The sequence below is a fragment of the Stenotrophomonas maltophilia genome (assembly GCF_023518235.1).
Classification (GTDB): domain Bacteria; phylum Pseudomonadota; class Gammaproteobacteria; order Xanthomonadales; family Xanthomonadaceae; genus Stenotrophomonas.
The window spans coordinates 431,378-447,030 of record NZ_CP090423.1 but is presented as its reverse complement, the minus strand read 5'-3'; the positions used below and the strand labels follow the sequence as shown (position 1 = coordinate 447,030).

The following is a 15,653-nucleotide window of genomic DNA, read 5'->3' as shown; positions in this document are numbered from 1 at the left end:
ACTCCGGAAAACCATAGTACCTATGAAAAAACATCGTTCTTGTTGCGATAACGGTGCGAGCCTAGCATGGACCCATCCACTGAACGTGAGGCCCTTCCATGAGTTTCAAGGCACTACTGACCCGTAAAACCGACGACGGCGTTTCCACCGGACTGGTCGACTTCGATGAAGCGGACCTGATGGACGGCGACGTGCTGGTGCAGGTCGAGTACTCCACGCTCAACTACAAGGATGCGCTTGCCCTCACCGGCACGCGTCCAGTGATCCGGACATACCCGTTGATTCCGGGCATCGACCTGGCTGGCGTGGTACTGGAATCGAGCAATGCCGGTTTCCAGCCCGGTGACCGGGTCGTGTTGAACGGGTGGGATCTCAGCATGGGCCACCACGGCGGCCTCGCCCAGCGCGCCCGCGTTCGTGGCGAATGGCTGAACAAGATTCCGGACACCCTCACCACCCGCGATGCGATGGCTATCGGTACCGCCGGCTATACCGCCATGCTGTGCGTACTGGCATTGGAAGATGCGGGCGTGAGACCCGATAAGGGCGACGTGCTGGTAACGGGGGCCAACGGAGGCGTCGGCTCGATCGCGGTGGCGATCCTGTCCAAGCTGGGCTATCGCGTGGTAGCCGCAACCGGGCGCCCGGAACACGCCGGGTATCTGCACGCACTGGGTGCAGCGCAGATCATCGACCGCGCGCAGCTTTCAGAACCCCGCGACAGGCCAGTGAGTGCCGAGCGCTGGGCAGGCGTGGTGGATGTGGCCGGCGGCCCTACCCTCGTCAACGCCATTGCGGAGACGAAGTATCGAGGCGCAGTGGCCGCCTGTGGAATGGCACAGAGCGATGCCCTGCATGGCTCGGTGCTGCCCTTCATTCTCCGCAATGTGACCCTTGCGGGCGTGGATTCGGTGAATGCGCCGCAGGAGGTTCGCCAGCGCGCCTGGGATCGCCTCGCCACCGATCTGGATCCGCAGAAGCTGGAAAGCACCGTGCAGCAGATTGGTCTCGCCGAAGTGCTGGACGTCTATGAGCAGATCATTCCGGGCAAGGTGCGCGGACGGATCGTCGTGGATGTGAACGCCTGACGCCTGTTACGTCAGCGGTGGTGCAACGCCACCGCTGGCAGCTGGCCTGCCCGGCCAGACGCCCTGTGCACGGCACCAAGCCCCCTTATCATGGGGCTGTAAGGGTGCTTTACGCCCAGTGACGTACGCAAGGCAGTATCTGGATGTCTATGGAATGGCGCCCCTCGGGCTGGGGCCAGCGTGTGACCCGCTCGCCGGACTGGCGACTGCGGCTGGATGGCGAGCATGTCGAGCTTCTGATTGGAGGCCGGCAGTACTCGCAGCGCGTGGATCACAACCAGCGCGTGCGGGTGCTTCCGGGCGTGTTGTGGGCCAAGGTGGCGCTGCAGACCGAGGACGGCCAAACGCTGTCCGTGGATGGCCTGCCGAACCGCCAGGCTTCCCACCTCTCGACTGCTGTCCAGAACGTGCTCTTTGCGCGCACCACGCGCGGGCGCAAGGCGCTCTTTGAGGAGATCCTTGAGCAGATCCAGTCATGGCTGAGCGCGGCGGACGCGATGACCGATCGGGGTCACGCCAGCCGCCGCTGGATCACCCACGAGCAACAGCAGGCGCTGCTGGCTGAACGGCCTGCTCTGCCACTCTCCCCAGATGAGCTGGAGAGGCTGTTTCTCGATGCGAACGTGCACGACGACCTGCGCTCCAGCCGCCATCTGGCCGCGATGGAAGCACTCAATGACTGGCATCGGGATTGGCCCGCTGCCTGGGCCGAGGCCAACGAGGCCATGACCCAGCGCGAGCTGGTGCTGGCCAAGGACCTGCTGGACCACGTCGAGAGCAGGCCACTGACCGAAGAGCAGGCGCGCGCGGTCATCTGCTTCGACAACCGGGTACAGGTGGTGGCCTCGGCCGGCTCCGGCAAGACCTCCACCCTGGTTGCCAAGGCCGCCTACGCGATTGATCGCGGCTTCGTCGAGCCCGAGCGCGTGCTGATGCTCGCCTTCAACAAGGACGCAGCCGAGGAACTGGAAGCGCGTGCGCAGCGCGCGTTCCAGCGGCTTGGCATGACCGACGCCGTGGTGGAAGCTCGGACCTTCCATGCGCTGGGCCTGGCCATCATCGCCAGGGCCACGGGGCGCAAGCCCGATATCCCGGATTGGGCCACTGACGCCACGCTGGGCTTCAACAAGCTCGCCGAACTGGTGGACGACCTGAAGGACCGCTCGAGCCACTTCCGCACCCAGTGGGACATGTTCCGCCTGGTGTTCGGCCGCGACCTTCCCCCGTTCGGCGCCGAGATGCTGGCCGACGGCTACGACCGCGATGGCACGCCCTACATCCGCACCCTGCAGGGTGAGCGGGTGAAGAGTCTGGAAGAATGCGTCATTGCCGACTGGCTGTTCTACAACGGCGTGGCCTACGACTACGAGCGGCGCTACGAGTTCGATACCGCGACCGACACCCACCGCCAGTATCGCCCGGACTTCTATTACCCCGACGCCGCGCTGTATCACGAGCACTTTGCGCTGGATGCCGACGGTCAGCCGCCGAAGCATTTCGCCAACTACAGTGAAGGCATGCACTGGAAGCGCCAGCAACATGCTGCGCGCGGCACCTCACTGGTCGAAACAACCTCGTTTGGCCTTCGTAGCGGCCATGCGCTGCAGCACCTGGCGCGGGCGCTTGGCGAGTCTGATGTCGAACTGGACCCGAACCCGGACCGCGCGCTTCCCGAACAGGGCGCAAAGCCGATGCCGGACGCTGACCTGATCGGGCTGATGCGCACGTTCATCGCCCACGCCAAGAGCAACTGCCTGACGCTGGAGGACATGGCCGGGCGCCTGCGGCAGATGCCCGAAGACCAGTTCAAGGAACGGCACCGGCGTTTCCTGGAGATCGCCGGGCCGGTCTTCCAGGCCTGGGACAACGCGCTGGCCGACGAGCGCGGCATCGACTTCGAAGACATGCTCAACATGGCCGCAGGGCTGCTGGAACAGGGCCGGTACGAGTCCCCCTACGAGCTGGTGATGGCCGACGAATTCCAGGATGCCTCACGCGCCCGTGCCCGCCTCTGCCGCGCGTTGGTCAGTCAATCCGGTCGCCATCTGTTCGCGGTGGGCGATGATTGGCAGTCGATCAACCGCTTTGCCGGTGCCGATGTTTCAGTGATGACCGGCTTCCCGGAGTGGATGGCGCAAGGCCAGGTACTCAAGCTGGAACAGACCTTCCGCTGCCCGCAAGCGCTGTGCGATGTTTCCAGCCGCTTCATCAGCCGCAACCCCGCGCAGATGGCCAAGGCGGTCCGCTCGGCGACGCCGGCGGTGGGCCCGGTGCTGCAGGCGTTCCAGCTGGCCCGCCGTGAGGAAGTGCAGGACGGGGTTCGCCAGTACCTGGCCACGCTGCACCAGCAACTGCTGTCCGGCGCATTGCCTCGCGGCCGCACCGGTCGCGTGACGGTGTTCATTCTGGGCCGCTACCGGAATGAGCGCAGTGCCTTGCCTGCGGACTGGAAGACCGCGTTTGGCAGCACGATGGAGGTCGAGTTCCTGACCGCGCATCGTTCGAAGGGGCGCGAGGCCGACTACGTGATTCTGCCGGGGATGGTGAATCGTGGCTTCCCGAGCCTGCGCTCGGATGATCCGGTACTTTCGCTGGCGATGCCCGAAGGCGATGCCTTCCCGCTGGGCGAAGAGCGACGGTTGTTCTATGTGGCGCTGACGCGTGCGCGGCGCTCGGTGGCGATGTTCACCCTGCAGGGCAAGCACTCGCCGTTCCTCGATGAGCTGGTGCAGGACGGCGTGGTGGAAGTGACGAGCCTTTCGGGTGTGGCGATCAATGAGGAACGCTGCCCGGTATGCAAGGTGGGGGTGTTCGTGGAGCGGAATGGGCCGCATGGGGCTTTCAGATCGTGCTCCAGCTATCCGTTGTGCCATAACAAGCCCAAGGGTGGCCGCCGCGCATGAGTGCCTCTTTCTGTCTCTTCGTGGCGATGCGTGTACTGGCCTCACGATCATTCTGAGCTTCGCCCACGCCGGAGATCGACCCTCCATTCCGGCTGCTAGACTTGGCCGACGTTCAAACGGACGACCCTATGGAACGGTGGTATCTGGCAACACTGCTGGCGTTGATCCTGCACCAGATCGATGCCGCGTTCTGGCAGGAGTGGGCCCTGTTCGGTGTTCCCGGCGGCGTCCAGGGATTTCTGGTTTTCAACCTTATCGCCGTCGGCGCGCTGCTGCATGGCTACCGCCAGGTGGTGCTGGCCAAGCCTTCGGCGCGGGCCTATGCCCGTCTGTGCGGGGCAGTGGGCGCCGGCACCGCCATGATCCATGTGGGTTTCGCCGCGGCCGGCCGTGACGAGTTTCTGCTTCCTCTCTCGATCGCAACCCTGGCGGCATGCCTGGCGGCCGGTGCCGGCCTGCTCGTGCAAAGCCGCCGTGCTACGGCTCGCGTGCAGGTCGAGGGCTTGGACTGAAGAAACGAAAAAGCCCCTGAATGCAGGGGCTTTTTACAAGGAATGGCGGAGAGAGTGGGACTTCCTTGAGAAGTGCCCTCACCCCTTGGACGGCTTGGGTTTCACGAATCTGGGAGGTGCCCTTGAATGTGCCCACGATGAGCATACCCCTTGCGGTGCAACGGATCCAGCCGTTTTTGCCGCCCTTGGGATCGCCAATCTCGATCTTCTCCAAACCGGCGCGATCAGGGCAGATGACCCGTTCGCCCCCACTCTCCGCCGAAAAGGGAAGCAATCCGGTGGACCGCTTCCTCATGTGTGCCTCAGGGCAATTGGGGCCATGGGACAGGACGCCTCAGCAAACGGTTCTGGACGGAGTCCTTTCAACGGCGGCCTTACGCCATAGCTCCATGGCCGGCTCACCGTCGCCCACGACACACTGCAAAGCACGGATTCGCACGCCCAGTCCGGCGCCAGCTCGGAATCGACGCTCCAGGCCCAACGGGGTGCTTTCGGTGCGTCAGACACTGACTCGGCCTTGGCAATCACTGTTTGCAGCGATCGGCGGGGGGCAGATCCGCCACGAATGGCTACCAGGCACTCGCTGCGCATCTCGACGTGGGGCATGTCCTTGAAGCTCTTCCAAGCCCCGCCCCACCTCAATCCCGCCTGCTGGGCGAGCTCACCGAAGCGTTGGTAGCCCTGCCGCACCTGCTCGTCCTTCAGGTCCCAAGAAGGGCGCCCGCGCTTGTAGATGACCATGTCCGCGGCCCAACCGTGGTTGTGGCAGCTGCTGCCTGGCCCCACCTGGGTCACGCCCTTTTGGCTGGCGAGCAGCTCGGCCTGGCGCTGTTTAGAACGGTAGCCCTCCATCAGCCGCAGGTCGTAGCCCTCGTCCTTCATCTGCAAGGCGATGCGTTCCAGCGCTGAGCGAAGCTCGGGCTGGACACCGTCCCACTGCGGGGCGTCTTTGTGGCGGTGGAACAGGCGTTTGAAAAACCCAGGCTTCTTCCCGTGGACCTCAACGGAATCGGTGGCTGGCGCGTGCGCGTGGACCAAGACGGGTGCGCTGGCCAGTGCGAGCGCGAGCAACAAGCGTTGAAACATGAGTAGGCCTCCTTACTCACATGAGCGATACACCCATGCAAGCGGAGAATCGAAAACGCGCAAGGGGGCTTGCGGAATTTTTTCCCTGTCGTAGAAGAACAGGGGTGGGGAAAAGTCGGCCCCACCGCTTCCTGGCGCACCGGCCCCTCCTGCCGTTGCGCCGGGAAGTTTCGTTGGGGGGGGGCTTGCGCATTCCAGGATCTGATCTATTCGTGAGTGCACACGCTCACTCATTTCAGACCCAGGAGGCCACCCCATGAAACGCTCCCTCATCCACTGCGCTTTGCTGGCAGGCCTTGTTGCTGGCACGGCGCAAGCCCAGGTTCAAGTGGGCAACGGTGCCGTTGCCACCAAACCCGAGACCACTGCGGTAGGCGACCGCGCCCAATCGTTGACCGTTGGGGCCACGACCATCGGGGCGGACGCCCTCGCCGACGGCGGGATAATGGTGGATGAAAATGGCGTTCCGGGTGAGTGCCTGGGGGCCACTGCGGTGGGCAATCGCGCCACCGCTCGCGGATGCCATACAACCGCTCTGGGGTTCTCGAGCGAAGCGCAGGGCTCAAATGCGCTCGCCATTGGCTCTCGCGCACAGGCATTTGCGGTTTACGCCGTCGCCGTCGGACCCCAAGCCCAAGCCACCGGCGATTCCGCGGTGGCCATTGGCGGGCACAGCCTGGCCAGCGGGATCACCGGTGTGGCCATCGGCTCTAGTGCCCGCGCGCTCGGGGATGGCGGGACCGCTGTAGGCTCAACCGCAAGAGCCGATGGAAACGGCGCGGCGGCTTTCGGGGCCGGGGCGAATGCTCAAGGCGATCGCAACCTCGCGTTGGGCGCCGCATCCCAGACCGAGGGCGAAGGTGCATCCGCCGTGGGGCCCGGTGCCAACGCAACCGCCGACTTTGCCGGCGCCTACGGTTACAGCGCTGGCGTTGCCGGCGAGGCCGGCACCGCCGTGGGTCCATGGGCACAGGCGTTTGCGCCCTACTCTGCCGCCTTCGGCGCGTCTGCCACGGCCAACGCCACAGAAAGTGTGGCATTGGGGCCCCGTGCCGTGGCCAACGCATGGGGATGCGTGGCCGTGGGCGCCAACACCACGTGCGATGAAGAAGACACTGCAGCCTTTGGCAACCGCCGCTTGACCCAAGTTGCCTTGGGCAAAGCGGACGACGACGCCGTGGCCGTCAGCCAACTGCGGACCGCCGTGGAAACCTTGGGCGCTGGCGCCTCCATGGTGAACGGCTTGATCGTGGCGCCGAACTACCAGCTGAGCAGCGGTAACAACTACACCACCGTGGCCGGTGCCATCTACGATCTCGATGGGCGCGTTCACCAGCTGGAACAAAACCCTGGCGGCGGTGGTGGCACCCCCGGTCCACAGGGCCCCACCGGTCCGCAAGGCCCAGCAGGCAAGGACGGTAAGGACGGAGGAAGCAGCACCACGGTGGCCGGGGCCAACATCGAGGTCACTGACAACGGGGACGGCACCCAAACCGTTGGCTTGAAAGACAACGTTGGACTGTCCGAAAAGGGCTCGGTCCAGGTGGCCAAGGCCATCCACAACAGCGACGGCTTCACTGTCCAGGGCGGTCCATCGGTCACCAGATCCGGGATCAACGCCGGCAACCAGCGGGTAACCGGGGTGGCAGCGGGGGCGATCGCCGCAGGGTCCACGGACGCGATCAACGGTGGCCAATTGTGGGATTACCAGCGGCAGCAAGACGACCGCTGGAACCTGACGGACCGCCGTTTCCGCCAGCTCGACAAGCGGGTGAGCGGTATCTGCGCCATGGCCCAAGCCAACGCCCAGATGGCCACCTCGACGTCGGCCATCCATGGGGAGAACCGCAACCGCTTGGCCGTAGGCGTAGGTGGCTGCAGCGGCCAAGCCGCCATTTCCATCGGCTACACCCGCGACGTGACCACCCCACGCGGATCCCCATCGGCCTTCTCGATCGGGGTTTCCCGCAGCGGGCAGGACACGGCCATGGGCGCAGCCTGGGCCATCGGCTGGTAACGAATGTCAGCAGCGAAAAGGAGGTGATCGTGTCTCGGCAAGGGCCCTTCGGGGCCCTTGTTCGTTGCCAAGTGCTTACATGAATGCCTATAGGCGTCTCGAACCCTTCGCAGCAGGCTTGCCAACTCAAGATTCTGATCTATTCGTGAGTGGGTCGTTTTACTCACGGAGAGACCATGCCCCACCGCCACAACCTCGGACGCAGCGAGAAGTATCACGCACTGCCCCGCACCCTTTACGCCCTGCTGTTCGACGACGGGGGCTGCTACATCGGCCAAAGCTCGAACCCGCAGCAGCGGGAGAAGCAGCACCGCTCCCCCAAAGGCGGCTGGCACCGTCCCTTCCGGTTCCATGCGCTGGAGGTGGTGACCGCCACCAGGGCGGAAGCCGAAGCGTATGAGCAGGCGTGGCGGGTGAAGGCCTCCCGGGAGGGGTGGCGCATCTACGCTAAGCCGCCAGGGATTGTGGTCAACCCCCACCGTCGGGCAACGCCCCACGTGCGATGGCTGGCCCATCAGCGGCGGTGGCAGCTGGGAACACCGGTGAAAGCCCCTTCCGAATGCGTGGGGTGGTGGCCGTGGGTAGTGGCGGGGACCAGTGTCTTATTGCTGGCCCGCTGCATCACTGGGTAAACGTAGACGCCATTCCCCCGTTGACAAGTTGAACGACTCTTGCCTCAGAATGGGCTTTCAAACAAAGCACCTAAAAAAATGAAGACCACCCCCAACGTTTACATCATCGAATCCCTTTATCCGAATGATGAGGGCAATGGCCGGTTTGAGGGTGTCTTCTTAGCTCAGATTCTTCGTCTCCACGGGAAGGAGACCAAGTATTCGTATGTCCGCACTCGAAAGGAGTTCAAGGCAGCAGTTCGAGATTTCAGGGCCTCAGGATACAGATACCTGCACATCTCTGCTCATGGGGACAAGAACGGCATCGACACGACCAATCAAGAAGGAGTCACCTATCAGCGACTGGCTGAACTTCTGTCTGGCATCCCAAAGAACTGCCGCCTATTCATGTCCTCATGCGAAGTAGTTCATGAAGAATCCGCTGAGGCATTGGTTACCGAGGGCAGATTCCGCTCGCTTCTTGGCCCGCGAAATCGTATCAAGTTTCACGACAGCGCAGCGACATGGGCCGCCATCTACCACCTCATCTTCAAAGCGAAATCAACATCCATGGCGGACTCAAGGATTTCTACCATCATGAAATCCATCATTGAACTCTATGCGGTCAATTTCGCTTTCTTCACAGAGACTGATGACGGGGAAATCGAAGACCGACTGGCAATGGACTAACCATTCAATGGTTGTGCACTGCGCCCCGATGCTTTTCTACCGGCACCTGGGTTTGCGATTTCAATCCTGCCAACAACTCTTCCACGTCCTGGACCAGGTTATGCACCGGGACGGCCTGCCTCTTGGACAGTCCGACGCTCAGCGCCATTTCTTTGTGCCGTTCGGTTCCCAGCCGTTCGGCCAAGCGATCCATCACGTTGTCCGTCGTATACATGCGGTAGCTGCCTTTGGTGAGGCGGGTGAACGCCACCAAGGCAGACTGCTGGTCGAGCATGCCCATGTTCGTGGCCAGGTGGTAAACCTCGGATTTCCCCTGCCCCTGCGCCTTGTGAACGGTCATGGCATACCGGTGGGCCAAGGCGTTGTGCTCGCTGGTGTTGAACTTCAGGATGCGCCCGTCCTCTTTCGGGTTCGAAGAGTCGATGCGCACCACCAGGTCGTAGCCACCGGATTTGTCCTTCCGAATGCTCTCCACCGTGCCCTCGGTGCCGTTGATGACGCCCAAGTCGTTGTTGGTCGCCGTGAACATCACACGGTCGCGGCGTGAGAGCGTCAGGTCCTCCCACTGCCCTTTCACGATCGAGCGGAAGGTGAATTCCTCCTTGTCCAGCACGCCTTGTTCCTGGAGCCCCTTTCGGATTCCTGTGGTGAGCGCCTTGACTTCAGAGCGCGTGTGGGCCAAGACCAGCTTCTCGTCCATGGGCGTCTTGTCTTTCAAGTAATCGTCCACCAACGCTTTGATGGCCTGCTTGTCCGTGCCGAAGTCGTCGATGCAGTCGCGTTGCTTGAGGTTGTTCAGGATTTCTTCGCCCATATGGAATGTGCCTTGGCGGCTGCGGTGCCCGCGTCGCATGTTCTTGACCTTTCCCTCGGCGTCCCGCTCGTAGAAGCTGTTGGCGGTGGTCAGGTCATCAGCGTTCTTCTGCCGGCGGATTTCGGTCAGTTTCTTGTCCCCCAAGGCCATCTTCGCGAGCTCAAAGCCGTTGCCCGCAGCGATGGGCTGAAGCTGGTCACTGTCTCCCTGCATGACAAGCTTGGCGCCCACCCCCTGGCAGTAGGTCATGAGTTTCAAGGTGTCATCGGTGGCCACCATGCCGGCTTCATCGAGCACCACCACGTCCTTCTTCGTCAGAGCAACCTTGCCCTGCCGGATCTGGGAAAAGAACTTTGCAACAGACATGCAGGGCATCCCGGACTCTTCTTCCAGCTTGGCCGCGGCTTTACCCGACACGGCCAAGCCCATCAACTGCTTTCCTTCGGCTTCGAAGCACTGCTTGTAGACCTCGGCCACGGTGGTCTTGCCGGTGCCGGCCAACCCCGACATGACCCCCACACCGGCCGTGCCGTAAGTGAGGTGACCGATGGCGGCTTTCTGCTCCTCTGTGAGGGTGAACCCCTTTCGCTTTTCGTAAGCGGCGATCTCCCGATCCACGGTGGAGCGGAAAAGCTTCAGGTCCGTCTCGCTCTCTCGCTCCTTCGAGCGGCGGATGATCTCGGCCTCCAATTCGACCATCCAGGTGGCGGAAAAACGGTCCTCACTGTGCCTTCGTGCCAGCCTAGCGCCACGGTCCTCTTTGTGGAGGTATTCGGGTTTCACGCGCACCAGATCGTCCTGCTCGGTGAACTCTTTCACCATTTGGAGAACCTCTTCCGAGTTCTTTTGCCCGGCGAACTCCATCCCCAACTCCCGGACCAGGTTATGCTCGCAGAACATCGCCTCGTTCTCGTGCATGCGCTTCAAAACCTCGTCAAACGTATGCGGGTCCAGGTGCTGGCCTTTCGTCTGCTTGAGCGACTGGGTGGTGGGAACCAGCTCCGGGTGCTCTTTAGCGATGTTGGACAAGGTTTGCTGCCAGTCCTTGACCACCTGCTCGAAGGGCGGTTCTTCCTTCTTCTTGCGGGTGGCCTTGCAGGCCTCGTCGTGGCTGGCGTTGGGGTGTTCTTTGACGTAGTCCAGGATTTCCTGGCGGCGGGTCTTCATCTTAAGCACCAGCTCCCGGTCGATTCCGGCAATCGTGGTGAGAATCTGGCCCGTCTCGTGCCCCATCACGTCCACCTCCCGTTCCCGCTGGATCCCATAGCCCAACGCTTTCATTGCGTTGTAGAGCTCGGCCTTGTAGAGGTGATCCGCAGCGCGGGTGTGACGATAGATCTCAATTGCGTCGTAGGTGCCCCACCGACCGTCCTCGCCCCTCGAAACCCCGAACACAAGATGATGGGTGTGCAGGTCGGATTCCACGTTCCGGTTGCTGACGTGGTCGGCGGCTGCCCAAACCAATCCCGCCGTGCCTATAACGTCTACGCCCGCTTCTCCGCGCCGGGTCTCTACCTTGCTCTCGATGTAGCGCATCGCGACGGCGCAGGCCTGGCGGTGGGCCTCCAGGATGGCCAGCTTCTCGCGATCATCCGCCAGCGCGAACGCCACGCTCACGTCCCCGGGGGCGGAAATGGTCAGATCGAACCCCACCCGATGGCCCCCCTCCCACTTCTCCATCGGCTTGCCGTCGTCGTCCAACCGCACGTTTCCCCAGCGATCCGTTTTGATAACCAATTGGGGCTCCTTGCCCGCGTTTTTGCACAACGGCCTTCCGGTGGGAGAAAAGCCCTTGCCAAGCTTTTCCATCACCTCACGGGTGACCGGCTGCCCTTCCAGGCCGAGTTCGGCGGCGAGCTTGCCGCCCCAGTTGAGCGTCTGCCGCGGATCGGGACCGCTGCCGGCGTAATAGGCCACGGCGCTGTCGATGGTCAGGCGCTCGGTGGCCAGCATGTAGTCGAACATGTTGCCACTGTGCGAGTTTTGGCCCTTGGCATTGATGGGCGTGCGATTGATCATGGGGCTCCCCTAAAGAACGTTGACTGTTCCAAGGTCCCAGAAAACGGAGAGTTGGCAAGGCCGCTCACCGCTGGAAAAGCGCGTCGATTTCCTCCGGTGTCATGGTCAATACCCGCTGCACCGCATCGATGCCTTCGGCGGTGGTTGGGAAGGCGGACGCGCCAGCGCTTGCAGGGGACGCGGCCGGTGATGGCCCTTCACCCTCGACCACCGGGCCAGCTGGCTTGGTGGTCCACGCAGCGGCCACCTGCCCCTCGCGAACCGTTGGGTGGCTCTTCCCGGGCCATGTCAGCAACAGCACGTCCCCACCCATCTGCACGATCGCCTCGATGCCCCACGTCTCGGGACCGTAGCGCTTGCCTTTTCGGAAACCCAGCCGATCGGTGAGCTCACCGCTGGAAACCAACGCGCGGCTTTCTTCGTGGACTTGGGCTTTGTCCTCGTGCCCACGCCAGGCGATTTTTCGCTTGCCGAGCTGGCTGGCCAGCTTGTCCCGGGTCGCCCCCATTTGCACTTGGCACACCACGTGGGTCCCCACCAGCGACGAGAAGGCCTGGGCGGTCTTGTCCCCATAGACCAACTCAATCTGGGAGTGATCCTGGACCGCCATGATGGCCACCACTCCTTTGCTGCGTCCCAACGCCAGCAAGGGATCGATGTTCAAGCGCCCGGCGCTGGTCAGCTCGTCGAACACGAAGTAGAGCCCACGCCCGCCCTCGTTGTCCGGCAAGCCTGGCCCAATGAGATCCGGCACGGCCACGTTGATCATGGCGGCGATGTAGGCCTTCGTCAGGGTTGGGTCCGGTCCGGATTGAACGATGACCTGCTTGCGCCCGTTGTAGTCGTCCCGTATCCACTCGGTCATCGAGAAACGGCGCTTGCCAACCTTGGGCCATGCGATGGCCAGATCGTCGATAAGGCGGGTGAAGCCCCCCAAGGAAGACAGCACGCTGGACGTGGTCTGGCTTTCCGGGTCACGCACCAGTGCGGCGCCGCGGGGGTAATGCGGGCGCATGCCTGCGGCCATCTCCGCGGCCGGACGGCGCACCACGGCCGCCAGATCGCGCCACCCCCACTGGCCAGGCCGGGTGTTTTGGAGCTCGCGCACGCACCCAATTAACAAGTCCTGGGCGGCCATGCTCCAGAACTTTGCGTTGCCGTCGCCCTCCGGGATGATCGAGGCAGCGAACGCCGCCGCTTGGGTCGGGGTCCGCACGTCGGCGGCGACGTCCCACACGTGGGAGCGCGCATCGAAGGGCGACACGATGATGGGCCTTTTGAAAATCGACGTGAAATCACCCTTGATGTCGTAAAGGAACAGCTTTGCGTCCCTCTTTCGCGTCAGTTGTTCCAGGATGTGCTTGAGGATGACGCTCTTGCCCGAACCCACCGAGCCGGTGATCAGGACGTGGCGCGCCCAATGCTTTTTAGACAGCAACAGATCGGGGTGGAGGGACAGGGCGAAGGGATCCGCCTCGGCTTCCTTGGGTGTCATCAAGCGGTGCCGGGCTTCGTCCACGGCCTCTTTTCCTTCCAGCAACCGCGGTCCGGACAGGTGCCAGGTGTTGCTCACCGGCTCGGTCGCCTTGAGGAACACCCGCAGACCGAGGCCCGCCGCCAGCAGAAGCGACACCCCGATCCGGGACCATGTCGCCACTGGGTGGTGGTAGGACACCAGTTCGATGAACTCCCGTGCCGGAGCACGTGCCGAGATGCCAGCGGTCAGGAAGTGAAAAGCGGTCACCAGACCACCTTTCAAAGCATCGGCGAAGCGGATGAGCGAGCCATCGGGATTCGGCAAGAGCCAGGCAACGCCCATGCTCCCCACGTAGGCCAAGCCAAAAACGAATGCACCGGCAAGAACGGCGCGGTGCCAGTATCGGACCGGCTGGGAAGGCGCAACGCTGCCGGGCACGTCACCCAGCGCGTCAAAGGGCTTGGGTTTGCTCATGTCGGTGCATGCGCGTTGGGGTCCGCCCTCGCCACCCTGGCTGCTCAGGATTGGCGCCGTGGGCCATCAAGTGGAGGCAGGCCCGGGCGTGCTTGTGAAGGGCGGCAAGGTGGAGCGGTGCCCACCCGTGGCCGTTGAGGGCCGCCACATCAGCGCCGGCTTGGACCAGCGGGGTGACCAGCAAGGCGCGACCAAACCGGGCCGCATGATGCAGTGGCGTGTTGCCGCTGGCATCGGGCAGCCGGGCGTCCGCGCCCATGCCGATGCAGGCCAGCAGTGCTGCTTCGTGGCCCGCCCGGGACGCCCCCACGAGCCAGCCCTGCCATGGTGCGTTCTCCCGCAACCGGTTTGCATCGGACTGCCGTGCCCGCGCTTCCTCCACCGCCATCGCCATGCCTTGGAAGAGCGAGACGTGCTCTGCCATGGACAACCCAGCCACCCTCTCTGCCAAGGTGCTGTAAACCATCGGCTCGTCACGGTCTGCCAAGCGCCTCTCGTAAGCACGCACCAGGTTCTGGGTGGACGCCCGCGTGGGCGCGTCGAACCCAAGCCTATGCAAGCCCCAGCGCAGGTCCACTTGGGGCACATCATCGTGCTTCCGCTGGCGGACCTGCCAGACCAGATCGCCCAACCGACCCTCGACAGGGGCAACGCTCAGGGCGTGGGCACGCGCCAACACTTGCGAATCGTGAAGGCCTTTGGACGCATCGGCTTCGCGCGCGAGCGCGCCCGTCAAGGCCTCCGCTCGCTGGAGGCCCAGGGGACGCAAGAGGCGCAACAGGGATTCTTGGGTGTCCATCCCCATGGTTGTAGCGTTGAATCGCTGGCCGTCAAGCCAACACGCAGAAATGGTGGGTCAGGCAGGACTTGAACCTGCAGGGGAGTGAACCAGCAGTTTTACAGACTGCCCCGGCTTCGTTACCGGACTACTGACCCGAACGCTAAACGCTGTCGGGTGGGCCAAAGACGATCCAACCCAACATGTAGAAAATCAGCGCGGGGTAGAACCAGAAATCAAACCCATCCCAGTCAAACCGGCGCCAACGCTTCCTGCACCTTGCACGCAGCTTGAGCCAGCGCCGGCTGCTCACCGGAAGGAAGTCTGGACCACTACCCCGATGGTCACAAAGCCCGCCACCGCCATGGCCACCACTTTGAGCAGAACCGGAACGGCCGGGGGGTAGACGAGAACAGCCGCTGCGAAGGCCGCGGTCAGCAGGAACAAGCTGGTCAGCAGTGGAACCGCGTTTTCGAAAGCGAAGTCTTTGAGGGCATTGAACAACGTGGACATGGTGGCTCTCCTTTTGGCTTTATGAGTAGGTCTACCTACTCTTTACAAAACCAGTAAAGCACCATCAAACTGGACGTCAAGACGCAAAAATGCCCGATTCTGCGCAGAACCGGGCAGATTTGAACATCGATGAAAAATTACTGTCGGAAGACGTTCGGTTGGGCCTGCTTCTGGTGCTTCTCCCAATCGTAATTGGCAGCGTAGTCCTTCATGAAAGCCACCTCCTTCAACGAACTGCGGGCGTAATCGGCGTATCCCAGGCGCCCAGGTCCGTTCTCCATCCGCTGCTCACGGGTCAACATGGGAGGGGTCTCCTCCCGCTGGGCCCCGCGTTGCTGCCGCCACTGCGCAACGGTCGCATGAACCACCTGCTCGTGCTTGTCGTCCGGCTTTGCATCACGAACGGCTTTGTCGGCCTCCTGGATCTTTGCCTGGAGCGCGGCGATCTGATCGGGCGAGGCCTTCTCTGCCCAATCCAGAACGCGCTGTCGGCGTTGCTCGATGGCGTCTTGGTCTTGGGCCACGTTCTGCTCGAAGTCGGCCCGGGCCGCGCTGTCCTTCTGGGGCGGTGGGCGATCGACCAGAAGCCGCTCGTTGCGCTGCGCCTGGAGTGCTCGCAGCTCGGTCATTTCTTCGATGGGTTGGGAGAGGGTGTTGCTCATGTTTGTTTC

12 protein-coding genes and 1 tRNA gene are annotated in these 15,653 nt (G+C 63.1%); 6 read left to right on the top strand and 7 right to left on the bottom strand.

Annotation, left to right across the window (positions count from 1 at the left end):
- Positions 1-98: 98 nt before the first annotated feature.
- From LZ605_RS02330 to LZ605_RS02320, 3 genes are all read left to right on the top strand, one after another.
- Entirely contained in the window at positions 99-1,088 is a 990-nt protein-coding gene (locus LZ605_RS02330; protein ID WP_249843618.1) for an MDR family oxidoreductase, read from the top strand.
- 149 nt (positions 1,089-1,237) lie between these two features.
- On the top strand, positions 1,238-3,991 hold the full coding sequence (locus LZ605_RS02325) for a UvrD-helicase domain-containing protein (protein ID WP_249844983.1): 2,754 nt from the start codon (positions 1,238-1,240) through the stop codon (positions 3,989-3,991).
- 128 nt (positions 3,992-4,119) lie between these two features.
- On the top strand, positions 4,120-4,503 hold the full coding sequence (locus LZ605_RS02320) for a DUF6713 family protein (RefSeq protein WP_249843617.1): 384 nt from the start codon (positions 4,120-4,122) through the stop codon (positions 4,501-4,503).
- Between the two features lie 291 nt (positions 4,504-4,794).
- On the opposite strand, the gene LZ605_RS02315 is transcribed toward LZ605_RS02320, so the two are convergent.
- Positions 4,795-5,589, bottom strand: coding sequence for a M15 family metallopeptidase (locus LZ605_RS02315; protein WP_006375262.1), 795 nt, complete (start codon positions 5,587-5,589; stop codon positions 4,795-4,797).
- Positions 5,590-5,845: 256 nt separating this feature from the next.
- Between LZ605_RS02315 and LZ605_RS02310 the strand changes: the two genes are divergently transcribed.
- The 3 genes from LZ605_RS02310 to LZ605_RS02300 all read left to right on the top strand — a co-directional run bounded on the left by LZ605_RS02310 (position 5,846) and on the right by LZ605_RS02300 (position 8,907).
- Positions 5,846-7,606, top strand: a complete 1,761-nt coding sequence (locus LZ605_RS02310; RefSeq protein ID WP_049398256.1) for an adhesin — start codon at positions 5,846-5,848, stop codon at positions 7,604-7,606.
- A 176-nt stretch (positions 7,607-7,782) separates the two neighbouring features.
- Positions 7,783-8,238, top strand: a complete 456-nt coding sequence (locus LZ605_RS02305) for a GIY-YIG nuclease family protein (RefSeq protein WP_006375340.1) — start codon at positions 7,783-7,785, stop codon at positions 8,236-8,238.
- Between the two features lie 78 nt (positions 8,239-8,316).
- On the top strand, positions 8,317-8,907 hold the full coding sequence (locus LZ605_RS02300) for a hypothetical protein (protein ID WP_032971082.1): 591 nt from the start codon (positions 8,317-8,319) through the stop codon (positions 8,905-8,907).
- A gap of 4 nt (positions 8,908-8,911) precedes the next feature.
- On the opposite strand, the gene mobF is transcribed toward LZ605_RS02300, so the two are convergent.
- The 6 genes from mobF to LZ605_RS02270 form a co-directional block, all read right to left on the bottom strand.
- Positions 8,912-11,740: a MobF family relaxase gene (gene mobF, locus LZ605_RS02295; RefSeq protein ID WP_006375342.1), complete on the bottom strand. Its 2,829-nt coding sequence runs from the start codon at positions 11,738-11,740 to the stop codon at positions 8,912-8,914.
- Between the two features lie 64 nt (positions 11,741-11,804).
- The gene (locus tag LZ605_RS02290) at positions 11,805-13,691 is read right to left on the bottom strand and encodes a helicase HerA-like domain-containing protein (protein WP_006375344.1); all 1,887 of its coding nucleotides are present in this window, start codon (positions 13,689-13,691) and stop codon (positions 11,805-11,807) included.
- Entirely contained in the window at positions 13,669-14,490 is an 822-nt protein-coding gene (locus tag LZ605_RS02285) for an ankyrin repeat domain-containing protein (protein ID WP_224481860.1), read from the bottom strand. The genes LZ605_RS02290 and LZ605_RS02285 overlap by 23 nt, the downstream gene beginning before the upstream one ends.
- 50 nt (positions 14,491-14,540) lie before the next feature.
- Positions 14,541-14,627 (bottom strand) — tRNA-Tyr (locus LZ605_RS02280).
- A 151-nt stretch (positions 14,628-14,778) separates the two neighbouring features.
- Positions 14,779-14,982, bottom strand: a complete 204-nt coding sequence (locus LZ605_RS02275) for a hypothetical protein (RefSeq protein ID WP_032971083.1) — start codon at positions 14,980-14,982, stop codon at positions 14,779-14,781.
- Between the two features lie 137 nt (positions 14,983-15,119).
- Positions 15,120-15,644 carry a hypothetical protein gene (locus tag LZ605_RS02270; RefSeq protein WP_249843616.1) on the bottom strand — a complete coding sequence of 175 codons (525 nt, stop codon included), beginning with the start codon at positions 15,642-15,644 and terminating at the stop codon, positions 15,120-15,122.
- Positions 15,645-15,653: the final 9 nt, after the last annotated feature.

What these genes read in the sequence shown, in the direction of transcription:
- LZ605_RS02330 (WP_249843618.1), top strand. Translation starts at nt 99, where the DNA reads ATGAGTTTCAAGGCACTACTGACCCGTAAAACCGACGACGGCGTTTCC.
- LZ605_RS02325 (WP_249844983.1), top strand. Translation starts at nt 1,238, where the DNA reads ATGGAATGGCGCCCCTCGGGCTGGGGCCAGCGTGTGACCCGCTCGCCG.
- LZ605_RS02320 (WP_249843617.1), top strand. Translation starts at nt 4,120, where the DNA reads ATGGAACGGTGGTATCTGGCAACACTGCTGGCGTTGATCCTGCACCAG.
- LZ605_RS02315 (WP_006375262.1), bottom strand. Translation starts at nt 5,589, where the DNA reads ATGTTTCAACGCTTGTTGCTCGCGCTCGCACTGGCCAGCGCACCCGTC.
- LZ605_RS02310 (WP_049398256.1), top strand. Translation starts at nt 5,846, where the DNA reads ATGAAACGCTCCCTCATCCACTGCGCTTTGCTGGCAGGCCTTGTTGCT.
- LZ605_RS02305 (WP_006375340.1), top strand. Translation starts at nt 7,783, where the DNA reads ATGCCCCACCGCCACAACCTCGGACGCAGCGAGAAGTATCACGCACTG.
- LZ605_RS02300 (WP_032971082.1), top strand. Translation starts at nt 8,317, where the DNA reads ATGAAGACCACCCCCAACGTTTACATCATCGAATCCCTTTATCCGAAT.
- mobF (WP_006375342.1), bottom strand. Translation starts at nt 11,740, where the DNA reads ATGATCAATCGCACGCCCATCAATGCCAAGGGCCAAAACTCGCACAGT.
- LZ605_RS02290 (WP_006375344.1), bottom strand. Translation starts at nt 13,691, where the DNA reads ATGAGCAAACCCAAGCCCTTTGACGCGCTGGGTGACGTGCCCGGCAGC.
- LZ605_RS02285 (WP_224481860.1), bottom strand. Translation starts at nt 14,490, where the DNA reads ATGGACACCCAAGAATCCCTGTTGCGCCTCTTGCGTCCCCTGGGCCTC.
- LZ605_RS02275 (WP_032971083.1), bottom strand. Translation starts at nt 14,982, where the DNA reads ATGTCCACGTTGTTCAATGCCCTCAAAGACTTCGCTTTCGAAAACGCG.
- LZ605_RS02270 (WP_249843616.1), bottom strand. Translation starts at nt 15,644, where the DNA reads ATGAGCAACACCCTCTCCCAACCCATCGAAGAAATGACCGAGCTGCGA.